The organism is Burkholderia sp. HAN2018, assembly GCF_024704855.1.
Lineage (GTDB): Bacteria > Pseudomonadota > Gammaproteobacteria > Burkholderiales > Burkholderiaceae > Burkholderia > Burkholderia cepacia.
The window spans coordinates 1-13,752 of record NZ_QOBB01000194.1; the positions used below are offsets into that span (position 1 = coordinate 1).

17 protein-coding genes and 1 pseudogene are annotated in these 13,752 nt (G+C 67.4%); 6 read left to right on the forward strand and 12 right to left on the reverse strand.

What is annotated here, in order from left to right:
- A partial coding sequence (locus DPV74_RS31970; RefSeq protein WP_119338637.1) for an SDR family oxidoreductase occupies positions 1 to 632 on the forward strand: 632 nt, incomplete at its 5' end.
- 67 nt (positions 633 to 699) lie between these two features.
- Here DPV74_RS31970 and DPV74_RS31975 read toward each other — a convergent pair.
- The 8 genes from DPV74_RS31975 to DPV74_RS32010 all read right to left on the reverse strand — a co-directional run bounded on the left by DPV74_RS31975 (position 700) and on the right by DPV74_RS32010 (position 6,967).
- Positions 700 to 840, reverse strand: coding sequence for a hypothetical protein (locus tag DPV74_RS31975; RefSeq protein ID WP_021158153.1), 141 nt, complete (start codon positions 838 to 840; stop codon positions 700 to 702).
- 203 nt (positions 841 to 1,043) lie between these two features.
- Positions 1,044 to 1,628, reverse strand: a complete 585-nt coding sequence (locus DPV74_RS31980) for an NTP transferase domain-containing protein (RefSeq protein ID WP_021158154.1) — start codon at positions 1,626 to 1,628, stop codon at positions 1,044 to 1,046.
- A gap of 103 nt (positions 1,629 to 1,731) precedes the next feature.
- Positions 1,732 to 2,451 carry a M15 family metallopeptidase gene (locus DPV74_RS31985; RefSeq protein WP_119338638.1) on the reverse strand — a complete coding sequence of 240 codons (720 nt, stop codon included), beginning with the start codon at positions 2,449 to 2,451 and terminating at the stop codon, positions 1,732 to 1,734.
- 109 nt (positions 2,452 to 2,560) lie between these two features.
- Entirely contained in the window at positions 2,561 to 2,956 is a 396-nt protein-coding gene (locus tag DPV74_RS31990) for a type II toxin-antitoxin system VapC family toxin (RefSeq protein ID WP_027789497.1), read from the reverse strand.
- Positions 2,953 to 3,192, reverse strand: a complete 240-nt coding sequence (locus tag DPV74_RS31995; protein ID WP_011659184.1) for a type II toxin-antitoxin system Phd/YefM family antitoxin — start codon at positions 3,190 to 3,192, stop codon at positions 2,953 to 2,955. The genes DPV74_RS31990 and DPV74_RS31995 overlap by 4 nt, the downstream gene beginning before the upstream one ends.
- An 89-nt stretch (positions 3,193 to 3,281) precedes the next feature.
- Positions 3,282 to 3,965: a Fe2+-dependent dioxygenase gene (locus DPV74_RS32000; RefSeq protein WP_119338639.1), complete on the reverse strand. Its 684-nt coding sequence runs from the start codon at positions 3,963 to 3,965 to the stop codon at positions 3,282 to 3,284.
- Positions 3,962 to 4,717: a tetratricopeptide repeat protein gene (locus tag DPV74_RS32005; RefSeq protein ID WP_119338640.1), complete on the reverse strand. Its 756-nt coding sequence runs from the start codon at positions 4,715 to 4,717 to the stop codon at positions 3,962 to 3,964. Before DPV74_RS32005 ends, DPV74_RS32000 begins: the two co-directional genes overlap by 4 nt.
- A 3-nt stretch (positions 4,718 to 4,720) precedes the next feature.
- The gene (locus tag DPV74_RS32010; RefSeq protein ID WP_060086295.1) at positions 4,721 to 6,967 is read right to left on the reverse strand and encodes a TonB-dependent siderophore receptor; all 2,247 of its coding nucleotides are present in this window, start codon (positions 6,965 to 6,967) and stop codon (positions 4,721 to 4,723) included.
- A 309-nt stretch (positions 6,968 to 7,276) separates the two neighbouring features.
- Between DPV74_RS32010 and DPV74_RS32015 the strand changes: the two genes are divergently transcribed.
- Both DPV74_RS32015 and DPV74_RS32020 read left to right on the forward strand, forming a co-directional pair.
- Entirely contained in the window at positions 7,277 to 7,516 is a 240-nt protein-coding gene (locus DPV74_RS32015) for a plasmid stability protein (protein ID WP_119338641.1), read from the forward strand.
- Positions 7,513 to 7,932 carry a type II toxin-antitoxin system VapC family toxin gene (locus DPV74_RS32020; RefSeq protein WP_021158162.1) on the forward strand — a complete coding sequence of 140 codons (420 nt, stop codon included), beginning with the start codon at positions 7,513 to 7,515 and terminating at the stop codon, positions 7,930 to 7,932. The genes DPV74_RS32015 and DPV74_RS32020 overlap by 4 nt, the downstream gene beginning before the upstream one ends.
- Before the next feature lie 135 nt (positions 7,933 to 8,067).
- Here the strand turns inward: DPV74_RS32020 and DPV74_RS32025 are convergent, their stop codons facing one another.
- Entirely contained in the window at positions 8,068 to 9,363 is a 1,296-nt protein-coding gene (locus tag DPV74_RS32025) for an aspartate carbamoyltransferase (protein WP_027789492.1), read from the reverse strand.
- 233 nt (positions 9,364 to 9,596) lie between these two features.
- Here DPV74_RS32025 and DPV74_RS32030 point away from each other — a divergent pair, with 233 nt between their 5' ends.
- Positions 9,597 to 9,731, forward strand: coding sequence for an entericidin A/B family lipoprotein (locus DPV74_RS32030; protein ID WP_021158165.1), 135 nt, complete (start codon positions 9,597 to 9,599; stop codon positions 9,729 to 9,731).
- Positions 9,732 to 9,826: 95 nt separating this feature from the next.
- On the opposite strand, the gene DPV74_RS32035 is transcribed toward DPV74_RS32030, so the two are convergent.
- The 3 genes from DPV74_RS32035 to DPV74_RS32045 form a co-directional block, all read right to left on the reverse strand.
- Positions 9,827 to 10,375, reverse strand: a complete 549-nt coding sequence (locus DPV74_RS32035; protein WP_059698680.1) for a hypothetical protein — start codon at positions 10,373 to 10,375, stop codon at positions 9,827 to 9,829.
- Positions 10,376 to 10,559: 184 nt separating this feature from the next.
- Positions 10,560 to 11,513, reverse strand: coding sequence for a DMT family transporter (locus DPV74_RS32040; protein ID WP_119338644.1), 954 nt, complete (start codon positions 11,511 to 11,513; stop codon positions 10,560 to 10,562).
- A 319-nt stretch (positions 11,514 to 11,832) separates the two neighbouring features.
- The gene (locus tag DPV74_RS32045) at positions 11,833 to 12,627 is read right to left on the reverse strand and encodes an AraC family transcriptional regulator (RefSeq protein WP_119338643.1); all 795 of its coding nucleotides are present in this window, start codon (positions 12,625 to 12,627) and stop codon (positions 11,833 to 11,835) included.
- Positions 12,628 to 12,797: 170 nt separating this feature from the next.
- Between DPV74_RS32045 and DPV74_RS32050 the strand changes: the two genes are divergently transcribed.
- Both DPV74_RS32050 and DPV74_RS32055 read left to right on the forward strand, forming a co-directional pair.
- Positions 12,798 to 13,631 (forward strand): molybdenum cofactor biosynthesis F family protein, encoded by an 834-nt coding sequence (locus tag DPV74_RS32050; protein WP_119338645.1) that lies wholly within the window; start codon positions 12,798 to 12,800, stop codon positions 13,629 to 13,631.
- Positions 13,628 to 13,752, forward strand: a pseudogene (locus tag DPV74_RS32055) (3-ketoacyl-ACP reductase); the annotation flags it as partial. The gene DPV74_RS32050 and the pseudogene DPV74_RS32055, both read left to right, overlap by 4 nt.

Consider the following 13,752-nt stretch of genomic DNA (forward strand, 5'->3'; position numbering starts at 1 on the left):
TGGCCGCGCTCGACGCGCTGGCCGGCGAGGTTGCGTGCGAGACGTTGCGCGTTGACGTTGGCGGTGACGAACACGCGATCGACGCGGCGCTTGCCGCGCACGACGCGTTCGACGGCCTCGTGAATTGCGCGGGGATCGCGTCGCTCGAATCGGCGCTCGACGTGAGCGCCGCGCATTTCGATCGCGTGATGGCGGTCAACGCGCGCGGCGCGGCGCTCGTCGCACGGGCCGTCGCGCGGAAGATGATCGCGCGCGACGGACGTGGCGCAGCGCAGGCGCGGGGCAGCATCGTCAACGTATCGAGCCAGGCCGCGCTCGTCGGCCTGCCCGCGCATCTGGGCTATTGCGCGTCGAAGGCGGCGATGGACGCGATCACGCGGGTGCTGTGCATCGAACTCGGGCCGCACGGCATTCGTGTGAACAGTGTGAACCCGACGGTCACCCTCACGCCGATGGCGCAGTTCGCGTGGAGCGATCCGGAAAAGCGTGCGCCGATGCTGGCCGCGATTCCGCTCGGGCGATTTGCGGAGCCGGACGAGGTCGTCGAGCCGATCCTGTTCCTGCTGAGCGATGCGGCATCGATGGTCAGCGGCGTGTCGCTGCCGATCGACGGCGGCTACACGGCGCGTTAGGCAACGTCGTACTCGGGCGCCGCATGACCGGAACCCGTGGCGAATGTGCGGCGCGGCCGCCCGGCGGCTAGACCGGATCCTTGCTCGGCGGTCCGTCCGGTTGTTGCGGGTTGTCGTGATGGCCGGGCGGCGACGACAGCGGGTCGTCTTCCGGGTCGCGGTTCGGGTCGGCCGGTGGCTCGGGCGTCGGGGTCGTGTGATCGGTCATGGAGAACTCGCGCAGTGCGTGACGGCGGTGGCGCGGCGGGGGCGCCTCGTCTCCGTTATAGGCAATCGGCCGTGCATTTGCAGCGGGATTGTCGCGGTGGGGCGCCTTTCGTCAGGGCAATCCGCGCGGGCGCGGTTTTCGTGCCGACACCTGCTGCGCCGGAGCGGGCCATGCGCCGCTTCGCGTGCGGGGCGGGATCGGCGTCAGCGCAAATCCGCGGGCGTATCGACGTCGCGCACGATGCCCGGATCGTCGACGTCGAGCAGCCTGACCGGTGCACTGGCGAACAGCGCGCGGGCGCCGGTGTCGCCGTCGAGGGCGGCGAGCGCATCGAAGTGGTGCGCGGCGAAACCGACCGGATGGCCGCGCGCGCCGCGATGCGCGGGTGCGACGATCGACGCGTCGTCGGCGTCGAGTGCGCGTGTGACGCTTTCGTAGGTGGACGCCGCGATCCACGGCATGTCGCCGAGCGCGACGAGCCAGCCGTTCGCGTCGGGCGTCGCGCGTACGCCGGCCGCGAGGCTCGCGCCCATGCCGCGCACCGCGTCGGGTGCGTAGACGACATGGCAGCCGGCTTCGTTCAGCAGCATCGCGAGTTTTTCGGCACCGGGACGCACGACGGCGATCACGTCGGCCGTGGCCGCCGCGAGACGGCGGGCGGCCGCGACCGCAACCGGCGTGCCGTCGGGAAGCAGCGCGAGCAGCTTGCTGTGCAGGCCGCTCGGGTCGAAGCGTTGACCGAGGCCGCCGGCGAGGAGGACGCCGGTGGCGAGTGACGCATAGGACATCGGCGCGGGGGAGAGTGATGCAGGTGCTGCGATTGTGCGGGAGCAGGCAGGGATCGACAAGTGAGGATGTTACCGGGGCGGGTTCGTTTCGTCGGAAAGAACGTCAGCGCGCGGCTTCGTCGAGCATGCTTTCCTCGACGGGACCGTAAATTGCGCGCGACTGGTTGTGCATGACGGCCCAATAGCGGTCGCCGAATGACCAATGCCACCATTCCGACGGGTAATTGGTGAAGCCGGCGCCCGTTAGCGCGGCGATCAGCACCTGGCGGTGGCGGGCGGCAGCCCGGCTGATGAACGGGTTGTGCGTATAACACGCGCCGGACGATTCCTGGTCGGTTGCGTCGAGCACGCAGCCCATGTCGAGCTCGACGCCGTCCATCGAGATCAGTGTCAGGTCGACGGCCGCGCCCGTCGGATGGGCGGCGACTTCCGGCGGCGCGACGTAGTGGCTCGTCAGCGCGACCAATGTGTCTTCGTCCGGCAGCGGGTTCAGCGTCCGGCGCAGGTGCGCGAGATGCCGGGTGAAGTAGTGGCGTTGCAGCGCCAGCGGACGATAGCCTTCCTTGACGTACAGGCGCAGGCCGTCGGGCAGCGCATGCGCGGCGGCGATCAGCCGTTGCGCCACACCGTGGCGCACTTTCAGGAAATGCCGGCTCGAGTGTGCGGCGTCGTCGCGGCCGGGATCGACGGCGATGCGGTCATGAAAACCGGCGAGATCGACAAACCCTTCGTGCGACTCCAGCAGGGCGATCGACCGGACAGCGGGATCGGAGAGCGATATCACGATAGCGGACGGAATGGCGCGATGACGGTTGCGGGCCATGAGCCGGCGCCGAGGCTGGCCGGCCGAGGTCGTTTTTGTCAGACGATTCGCCAATATGCCAGTGTCCGGCGGAGGATACGCGGCGGTTCGGCCCGCGGGCGGGCGACGCTCACCAGAGCGTCTTGACGTGCGCGTAAGCGCGGATTTTTTCGTCGCGCGTGACGAGCGGCGCGCCGAGCCGTCGAGCGGTCGCGACGATCATGCGATCGGCCGGATCCTTGTGGAACGTGCCGGGGAGGTTGGTGGATTTCGCGGCGATGTCGGCGTCGACGGGCACGAAGCGCATCCCGTCGATCTGCGCGACGGTGGCGAGCCATGCTTCGACATCCATCGTCAGTGCGAGGCGGTCGTTGCGCACCAGCATCGCAATCTCCCACGCGGAGATCGCGGACGCGGCGAGCGCGCCTTCGCTCCGGGCGCGATCGATCGCGCTTCTCGCCTTCTTGCTGAGCGACGGGTCGCCCGCCACCCACCATACCAATGCATGTGTATCCAGCACGATCACCGCGACGCCTCCCAATCATCTTCCGCAATCGGATCGAGAGGATTGTCATAGCGCATGACCGAGCCGCGCAATATGTCCAACGGCTGAGCTTCGCGTGCGTGATACGGCCGGATCTCGAGCGTCGGCTTGCCGTGATCGGTGACGATCAGGCTTTCGCCCGACGCCTCGACGAGCCGGAAGTATTCGAGTGCGCGAGCCTTGAATTCGGATTTCGATACGGGAGCGTGCGGCATCATGATATGAGCATGGTCATTTGACGATGGTCATTTTAGCCATGGAGTCTGACGCAGCGCAAGCGCCGGGGGGGCAGCGTTACCCGTTCGCGTTACGCATCCGCCCACTTCCTCAACAGGTTGTGATAAATCCCCGTCAACGCAATGACCATCGGGTCCTTCGCCCCTTTCTCGGCGGACAGCGCCTGAATCTGCGTATCGAGCTGGAACAGCAGCGTGCGGTCGCCGTCGTCGCGCACCATGCTCTGGATCCAGAAGAACGATGCGACGCGCTCGCCGCGCGTGACGGGCGTCACCTGATGCAGGCTGGACGCCGGATACAGCACGAGATCGCCTGCCGGCAGCTTCGCGCGATGGGTGCCGTACGTATCCTCGACACACAGCTCGCCGCCGTCGTACGCATCGGGTTCCTCGAGAAACAGCGTCGCCGACAGGTCGCTGCGCACGCGGAAATCCGTGCCGCGCAGCAGCCGGATCGCGTTGTCGACGTGCGTGCCGAACGTCTCGCCGCCTTCGTAGCGATTGAACAGCGGCGGAAACACCTTGAGCGGCAGCGCTGCCGAAAAGAACAGCGGGTGGCGCGCGAGCGCGTCCTGGATCGCGTCGCCCACCGCACGTGCGGCGGGCGAGCCTTCCGGCAATTGCCGGTTGCGTTTCGCGAGCGCCGACTGCGTGCCGGACGTCGCGTTCCCGTCGATCCATTCGGCCGCATCGAGGTGGTCGCGGCATTGCGCGACCTGCGCCTTGGTCAACACACTGGGGATATGAAGCATCATGTTGCGGATTCCATGACGTGCGGCGCCAGTTGCATTGCCGCCGCACGAAATGAGTCGATCGGCGACGACGCGAGATACGCGTGCATCTTCGCGACGAACGCGGGGGTAGCGGTGGCCGGCACGCGCGCGAGCCAGTCGAGCGCCTCGTCGACGCGTCCGCGCTCGGCAAGCAGCCGCGCATAGTTGAACTGGCCGCGGAAGTCGCCGGCGACGGCGGCGCGGCGATAGTGGTCGAACGCGGCGTCGGGGTCGGCCGGTACGACCCAGCCGTCCTCGTAGAAGCCGCCGATCAGGTTGATCGATTTCGCATGGCCGAGCGCGGCCGCGCGGCGGAACCAGTCGAGTGCGTCGGCGCGGTTCTCGTCGACGCCGTTGCCGAGCGCGAGCGCCGTCGCGTAGTTATACATGCCCCAGTCGAGCCCCGCCTGAGCGGCGAGCCGGTACCAGTACACGGCGACCGGCGCGCACGCGGCCGTGCCCCAGCCGAACTCGTAGCAGCGGCCGAGCATGTTCATCGCCATCGCGTGGCCGGCCCGCGCCGCGTGCCGGAACCAGTTGAACGCGGCCGCCGGGTCGCGCGCGACGCCATGCCCGTCGAGCAGGTACTGCCCGTAGACGGCCTGCGCATCGACGATGCCGTTGTCGGCCGCCGCCGCGACCCACGCGGCGGCGCGCTCGGGCGGCCCGGCCAGGATGTCGGCGAACTCGCGCGGCGACACCGACGCGAGCGCCTTCAGCGACACGGCCTCCATCGATCAGTAGCGCGCGTTCAGCGTGACGAACGCCGAGCGGCCCGGTGCGATCGACGCGTAGTGCGCCGGGTACGCCTGGTCGAAATAGGTGCGGTTGAACAGGTTGTTCACGTTCAGCTGCAGGTCGAGCTTCTTGTTGATCCGGTACTGCGCCATTGCATCGAAGCGCCAGTACGACGGCACCGCTCGCAGGTTCGCGGGATCGCCGAACACTTCCGACATGTAGAACGCGCCGCCGCCGACCGTGAACTTCGGCGTCACGTCGTAGTTCGACCACATCGTGAGGCTGTGCTTCGGCGTGTTCGGGAAGCGGTTGCCGTTGTTCGCCGCGTCCTTGCCGTTGTCGCGCAGCGCGCTCTTCATGTACGTGTAGCCGCCGAACACCTGCCACTGTTTCGTGATCTGCCCGGCGACGCCGAGCTCGAGGCCCTGCACGCGCTTGTTGCCGACCATCGCGTACTGGTTGTTCGGCAGCGTCACGCGTGCGTTCGTCGTGTCGATCTGGAACAGCGCGGCGGTGAGTGACAGCTTGTCGTTCAGCACGTTCCACTTCGTGCCGAGCTCGATGCTGCGGTTCTTCTCGGGCGCCATCTGGTCGGCGTTCGGGCCGACGCCGCCGCGGCCCGGCGTGAGCGACTGCGTTTCGCTGCCTTCGCCGAGCAGCATGCCGGCCGGCGTCGACGACGTCGCATACGACGCGTAGATGCTGCCGTTCTGCGCGGGCTTGAACACGAGGCCGGCCTGCCAGTTCACGAGCGTGTCGTCGCGCGTATAGGTTTTGCCGCCGTTGGCCTTGGTGTCGGTGAAGCGGGTCGAGTAGTCGTCGACGCGCACGCCGGCGTTGACCTGCCAGCGCGGCGTGATCTCGATCGTGTCGAAGCCGTAGATCGACTTCGTCGTGGTGCGTGCATGCGCGTAGTCGTTGTTGCGCGTGATCGAACCGGCCCACGGGTCGTTCGGGTTCGGCGACCACAGGCTCGTGCAGTTGTAGCCCGATGCGGCGCCGATGCCGTTCTGGCAGACCTTGCCGGTGTCGGTCGCGACCTTGTATGAATCGCGCTTGCCCCATTCGCGCGTCAGCTCGATGCCGGTCGTGAAGCTGTGCTTGAACGGGCCGGTGCGGAACTCGCCGAACAGCTCGGTCAGGTTCGCCAGGCTGTTGATCGAGCTGTCGCGGTTGTTGTTGCGGCGCCAGACCTTGCCGTTCACCACGTTGCCCTGGCTGTCGTCCGGCTGGGTCCAGATGTAGTCCTGCGTCGATTCCGTGTAACGCGTGGTGTTGCGGATCGTCAGCGCCGACGTGATGTCGTGCTCGATCTTGATCGTGCTGATGTCCGACGTGGTCTTGCGGAAGTCGCGGTCGATCAGCCCGTAGAAGTTGTGGCGGTCGACGGGGGCCGGATAGATCGTGCCGACGTTCGCCGGTTTGTTCGACGCCGTATAGAAATACGGGATGCCGCCGTCGGGCATGTCGTCGGTCGACAGGTGGTAGTAGCTCGCGGTTACGCGCGTCGGCGTGCCGAGGCCGAACGCGATCGACGGCGCGACGCCCCAGCGCTCGTTGTTGACGGCGTCGCGGCCGGCGACGTCGTTGTTGTGGCTCATCAGGTTCAGGCGGAACGCGGCGTGATCGGCGAACTGCCAGTTGCCGTCGGCCGTGAAGCGGCGATAGCGGTCGGTGCCGAGGCCCGCGCTCGCGGCGGCGGTGGTGCCGAGGTGCGGGGCCTTCGTGATCAGGTTGATGCTGCCGCCCGCGCCGCCGCGGCCGCCGTATGCGCCGTCGGAACCCTTGGTGATCTCGATGCGCTCGGTATTGAAGATCTCGCGCGTCGTGGCGCCCGTGTCGCGCATGCCGTCGACGAACATGCTGCCCTGCGTGTCGTAGCCGCGGATGAACGGACGGTCGCCGAGCGGGTTGCCGCCTTCGCCGGCGCCGAACGTGATGCCGGGCACGGTGCGCAGCGCTTCCGTCAGCGTCGACGCGCCGCTGTTCTGGATCAGCTCCTGCGGGATCACGGTGACGGATTTCGGCGTGTCGACGAGCGGCGCGGTGAATTTCACGGAAGCGGAGAAATCGGCCTTGTAGCTGTGCTCGGCCTTGCCCTGCACCTCGATCGGCGCGAGATGGCCTTCAGTGCCGGCCGGGGCGGGCGGCGGCGTGCCGTCCGCCGCGAATGCCGGGCTGGCGGCGAGCACGCTGCACAGGGTGGTGAATTTGCCGAGCTTCAGCTCGTCGGGACGTGACTTCATGGTGCGCTTCGACCTCGCGGTGTGGCCCCGGGGCGGTGCGCTGCGGAAATGTGCACGCCGCCGGGAATTATTACGATTTGTTTTCAGGCGGCATTCTATGTAATTTCATCGCGAATGAGAAGCGTTCTTGTTCTCGTTTGTTAGGGAATTGTTGACGAATGTGACAGGGGCGTTGAGGGGGGAGATTGGCCGAATGACCAGATAGAAAGGGCTTGTCGGGCCGGTTAGAGTCGCAGTGTCGCGATTCACTTGGTATGACAGCAAAATGCTAATATGACTGCATTGAAAGCAATCTTGATGAGGCGCACCATGCCGGTGATTACCGTCCGAAATCTGTCCGATGAAGTGCATCGAGCACTTCGCATTCGCGCGGCCCAACATGGGCGCAGCACCGAAGCCGAGGTGCGCGACATTCTCGAACAGGCCGTTCTTCCGGGCGGGCGGCTCAAGCTGGGAACGATGCTGGCGGCAATCGGGCGGGAGGCCGGCGGATTCGATTTCGACGCCCAGCGCGACAAGACGCCTGCCGACCCGATGAGCTTCGAATGATCCTTGTTGATACGAATGTCATTTCCGAACCGCTACGACGCGAGCCGAACGCGGCCGTGATCGAGTGGCTCGATGCCCAGAATGTCGAAACCTTGTTTCTGGCTGCGATCAGTCTCGCGGAAATACGATTGGGCGTGGCTGTATTGCCGGAAGGACGCCGGCGAGAGTGGCTGCATCAGAGCATCGAGCAGCGCGTGCTGCCATTGTTTCGCGGACGAATCCTGCCATTCGACGATGCTGCGAGCAAAGCGTATGCGAGCCTTCGCGCACGCGCTCGTGCCGCAGGTGTCGCAATTGCACCATCCGATGGTTTTATCGCCGGCACGGCCGAAGCGAACGGCCTGATCGTCGCCACGCGCGACGTCACGCCGTTCGAGGCAATGGGGATTCGCGTAATCGACCCGTGGGCGCGCTAGCGAGCCCACGGCTGCCGGCCCCGCAGGCTGCCCCGCAATTGAAAAACGCGCCGTGCGATGCGGCGCGTTCTGCTTCAGGCAAGCGCGCCGCCGACCTGAAACGACGGCAGGCGGGCGCGAGACCCTGGATACGGTTCAATCGACGCCGTGAAACACTGCGTCCTCCGGCCCGAGATATGCCGGCGGGCGCCACGTCGCGTCGCGCATCGAATGCTGGACGAGGTTCTCGACGCCGAGCAGTACCGCGAAGATCGCCATCCGCACCGGAATGCCGTTGTCGGTCTGACGGAAGATCGCGAGGCGCGGGTCGCGGTTCAGGTCGACCGACAGGTCGTTCGCGCCGGGCCGGCTGTCGCGCGGCAGCGGGTGCATGATCAGCGTGTCGGGCTTGCACACCGTATCGACGAGCGCCTGGTTGATCTGGAAATCCGGCGTGTAGCCTTCGAACGACTCGTCGGTGAAGCGCTCCTTCTGGATCCGCGTCGCGTAGACGACGTCCGCGCCGCGCAGCCCGGCCGCGAGGTCGGTGGTCTGCTCGATCACGTGGCCGTTCGTCGCGATCTGGTCGACGATGTAGGCCGGCATCTCGAGCGTCGGCGGCGACACGAGCGTGAACTTCAGCCCGCGGTACAGCGCAAGCAGCTTGACGAGCGAGTGCACGGTGCGGCCGTACTTGAGGTCGCCGACCAGCGCGATGTGCGCGCCGTCGACGATCTTGCCGAGCCGCGAGAACTCGCGCTGGATCGTATAGAGATCGAGCAGCGCCTGGCTCGGGTGCTCGCCGGGGCCGTCGCCGCCGTTGATCACCGGCAGGTTGGTCGCGCGCGCGAACTCGGCCACCGAGCCTTTCTCCGGGTGGCGGATCACGAGTGCATCGACGTAGCCGGCCATCACGCGGCTCGTGTCGTAGATCGATTCACCCTTGGCCATCGACGAGAACGTGAAGCCCGTCGTGTCGCACACCGAGCCGCCGAGCCGGCAGAAGGCGGCGCCGAACGACACGCGCGTACGCGTGCTGGCTTCGAAGAACAGGTTGCCGAGCACGGCGCCTTCCAGGACGCGCGAAATCTTGTGGCGGCGGGCGATCGGCTGCATCACGTCGGCCACGCGAAACAGCGCCTCGACCGATTCCCGCGAGAACTGGTCGACCGACAGCAGCTGCGGCTTGCCTTCGAAAAAGAACTGCTTGGCGAGCCCTTGATTATCTACGCTTTGCGTATAGCTGCCGCCTTCCGGTGCCGAGCGCTCGACGATTTCCGACACGAAGCGTTCGACTATCTCGGGCATCCCGCGCGATTCCTGCGAATCGTCGGGCAGCAGCCAGGTGTCCAGCGCGCGCCGGCTGACGCCGATGCGATTGGCGAACGCTTCGCGGGTCATGTTGAGGCGGCGCATCGCGTCGCGGAGGAAGGCTTGCTGGGGAACGGTCATCGGCGGCTCCTGGCGGAAAATATACGCGGTGCGTATATTAGTTCCTGGCGCGTTGAAGTCAAGGAAAATCTGCGCGAACCGGCTGTGTGGCCCATGTGACATGCGGCGGGTTCGTAGTGGCGCGTCGCGGCCGTCTCCGTATAATCAGGTCAGGCCCCGTGCCCGGCGTCTTGCCGGGCACCGCGCCGCATACGATTCGCCCGTCGGGCCTGTTGATTCGAAGGAGAATGAGAATGACGCGTACGATTGCTGCAATGCTGCTGGTGGTGACCGCCGCGCTCGCCGGTTGCAACACGGTCGCCGGTGTGGGCCAGGATATTTCGAAGGGTGGCCAGGCGATCAGCGATACGGCTGAAAAGGCCAAGTAAGCCGGCCGGTTTCGGAATGCAGAAAGCGCCGGGCCGTCCCGCGATTGCGGGGCGGCCCGGCGCTTTTTTTTCGGCCGGTGCCGACGCCGGCGGCGTCACGCGTGTTCGACGAACGCGTAGCGGCCTTCGACCTTGCGCGGCGTGAACCAGCCGTAGTCGGGGAACATCCGGTTGCGCACGTACCAGACGTAGCCCACCAGCAACGCGGTGATCACGAGACTCGGCAGCGCGGTCGACGGATCGCGTCCGAGCTCGGCGATGGTCTTCGGCAACTGCAGCAGCGACAGCAGGATGAACGCGTGATAGGCGCCGACGCGATGGGTCGCGAAGCCCCAGATGAACAGCAGCGACAGCGGCACGGTCAACGTCAGGAACACGGCCACGAGGCCGGTGCCGGCGCCGCTTGCGAAGAAGTAATACGCGAGCACGAGGCTGATCGCCAGCTGGGCGATACCGAGCGCGACCAGGATCCGGACGTGCACCTTGTTCTTGCGGCAGCGCTCGGGGTCGGGGCGCGATGCGATCAGGTGCGCGAGCACGCGATCCTTGAGCCCCTGTCCGGACAGTTCGGCTAGTGCGTCGGCCTTCCTCGTTCCCGCGGAGAGCAGCACCGCAATTCTTGTTTTGGCTTCCTTCCTGTTCATTGCGTGTCGGATTGTTGTTCGATGGTTGTCAAAGGGGCCGGCCACGCGAATATTGCATCTTGCGGGGTGGTGCGCAATCGATTTGCGGCACACGGACACATTCCTACAGTGGACGGGGGCGCGGGCCACGACGATGTGACGGGAGGAAGTGGCCGCCGTTGCCGCAATCCCGCGATGACCGCAGTCAGTCGGCGGCGGTTTGAGCGGGCGCGCGCGCGGGGCTGGCCGGCCGGGCATCGTGCGTGTCGGCGAGCCGCTCGCGCCGCCGCGTCGCGCCGACGAGCATGCCCGCGACGACGAGCGCGATGCCGGCGACCCGCGTGACGTTCAACGTTTCACCGAACAGCGCGACCGCGAACAGCACGGCCGAGACCGGCGCGACCGCCGTGAACAGCGCGGCCTCGGTTCCGCTGGTGCGCGCCGAACCCGCGTACCAGCACAGGTAGCCGAGCACGGTCGGCACCAGCGCGTAGTAGGCGATTGCCGACACGGCGCCGACAGTCCAGCCGTCTGCGACCGCGTGCCATTCGAATACAGCCGGCACGAGCGCGAGGATGAAGCCGAGGCCCGACATCGCGGTGGACAGCGCGAGCGGCGGCAGCGGCGCGGCAAGGCGCCGGTTGAGCAGGATGAATATGGCTTCGCATGCGACGGCGGCCAGCACCAGTGCATCGCCGGCAAGCGTCCGGAGCGACGGCAGCGCGTGGCCGGGGGCGAACGTGACGAACAGCACGCCGGCCGTGGCGAGCGCGGCGGCCGCCCAGTCGCGCGGCGTCTGCCGCTCGCGCAGCACGACGGCCGCGATCAGCGTCGACATCGCGGGCAGTGTGCCGAGCATCACGCCTGCGTCGAGCGGCGACGACAGCTTCGTGCCGCTGATCAGCAGCACCGTATAACCGACGCCGCCCGCCGCAGCCTGGATGACGAGCAGCACGCCGTCGCGGGTGGAAATGCGCGGCCAGCGCATTCGCTGCGCGCGCATCAGCGCGAACAGCAGCGGTGTCGCGATCAGGAAGCGCAGCGCGGTGGCCGAGAACGGCGGCAGGCCGCCTGCCGCGAGACGGCTCGCGATGACGGTGCTGCCGACGCCCGCCATTGCGGCGGCGAGATAGAGATAGCCGATCAGTCGTGTCTTCATGCGCCGCATCGTCGCGTATGGCGGCATCGTGCGTCTTGAACGAAATTGCAGCGGGCGCGGGAGTGTCGAGGGCCGTGCGTGGGGCGTTGCGCGTGTGCGTTCGCGCAGACTACTGTCGAAGTCGAAGTCGAAGTCGAAGTCGAAGTCGAAGTCGAAGTCGAAGTCGAAGCCCAGGCCCAGGCCCAGGCCCAGGCCCAGGCCCAGGCCCAGGCCCAGGCCCAAGCCCAAGCCCAAGCCCAAGCCGCGCCAGCCGTCGTCGACGTCGGGGCCCGCCTTCGATCGCCTTGCGATCGATCGCGTTGCGCGGGGACGCAGGGCATCAATCGACCTGCGTAAACCTCCCAGGCGTGATCCCGAACTGGCGCGCGAACGCACGCGTCAGGTGGCTCTGATCGGCAAAGCCGGCTTCGGCCGCGGCATCGGCGATCGGCAGGCCGCTGGCGAGCAGCGCGCGTGCCAGCCGCGCACGCGACTGGATCAGGTAGGCGTGCGGTGTGATGCCGAGTTCACGGGCAAACCCGCGCAGCAGCTGGAAGCGGCTCACGCCGCTCAGGCCGGCCAGCTCGGCGAGCGAAACGGGGGCGGCCGGTGCCGCGTCGAGCCGCTCCCGCGCGATGCGGATCGCCGGTGCAACGCCCGCCGTCGACAGCGTGCGGTTCGCGTGCCGGGCGAGCAGCCCGGCGACGAGCATCACGAGTGCCTCGTCGCGGGCAAGCGGCCGGGATTCCCCCGCGACGATGCGCGCATGGAGCCGGCCGACGGCGGCCGTGAGCCGCGCGTCGCGCACCGCCGGATGCGCCAGCTCGATGCCGCCGAGGCCTTCTTCCGCCGCGACGCCCGCGACCAGCGCGGGCGCGAGGTACAGCATCCGCCAGCGCCGGCCCGTGCCGGCCTCGATCGGCGAACCGTCATGCATCTCGCCCGGGTTGACCATGATCGCGTCGCCGGCCAGGGCGTCGACCTGCCCGCGGCCGCTCCACGACCGGTGCGCGCCGCTGACGATCACGCCGACCCCGAATTCGTCGTGCGCGTGGCGCGGAAACGCGCGGTCGGATTCGAGGCTGATTGCCTCGATGCCTTCGCCGGTCCGTCGGTAGTGGGTGACGCGGTGCATGTGCGCTCCTCGCGCCGGTCGCGGCGCGGATTTCGTGCACTTTAGCGCGTTCCGGCGGCGCGCGCCCTTCATCCTTTTGGCCGATACCGCGCATCGCGCGCAGCCCGCACCATGTGCACATGAGCAGCGTACACGGCCCGCCGGGCCTGAAGCTGCGCGGGAGACGGCAGGTGGAACGACAGGATCCGGTATTCATTCAGGTTGGCGCGCTCGCGGACGGCTTCGCGCCGGAAGCGAACATCCTCGCATCCTCCGATGCGCTCGCCGGGCATACGCTGACGCTCGGCGACGCGTCGGGGGCATGGCGGGTCTACATGTTCGAGCCGGGCGCGCTGCAGTGGCGCGACGCGGCGACCGACACGAGCGGCCGAGAGCCGTGCCGCGTGACGCGGTTGCGCAACGGGCTGTACTTCGTCGACTACATCGATTCGGCCGCCCGCGCGACGTCGGTCAGTCTCGTGATCGATCTCGACAACGGTGTATGGACGTCGGTTGTCGGCACGCTGCCGACCGAAGCCGACACGCGTATCGACGCATTCACGCGGGTTGCGCGCGGGCTGCCGCTGACGGGCGTCGAGGCCGGTTTCCGGCACGGCACGCTCGGCGGCCATACGCAGCCGGGGCCGCTGCACGGGCCCACGCGCGAGCTGATCGGCAAGCGGACGATGTACCGCTACAGCCCGACCGAATGCTACGAGCACATCTACCTGAACGAGAACTTCTACGCGTGGCAGTGCCTGCAAGGTGTCGAAGGCGGGCTGGCCGATGTCGATCGCTGCCATTACTTCAGGATTGCAGAGGAGCTGTATCTGTTCGTGTGGCGCGAAAAGGTGGTGCCGACGCTCGGCGTCGTGCTGATCGACCTCGCGCAGCGCAAGACAGACGGCAAGATCTTCGGCTACCAGGGCGGCGATTTCGGCACGCTGTCGAACTTCCCGATCGGCGCGCATGCGCAGGTGCTGAACGACACCGTGCATCCGCTCGACGGCGGGGCGCAGCGATGAATGCCGTGCCGGGCAGCGGCCGCCTGCGGGCAGATTTCAGCGGGCGCGTCGTGCTCGTCACGGGCGCCGCGCAGGGGATCGGCGCGGCGATCGCGCGCCGTTTCGCGGAATCCGACGCGTT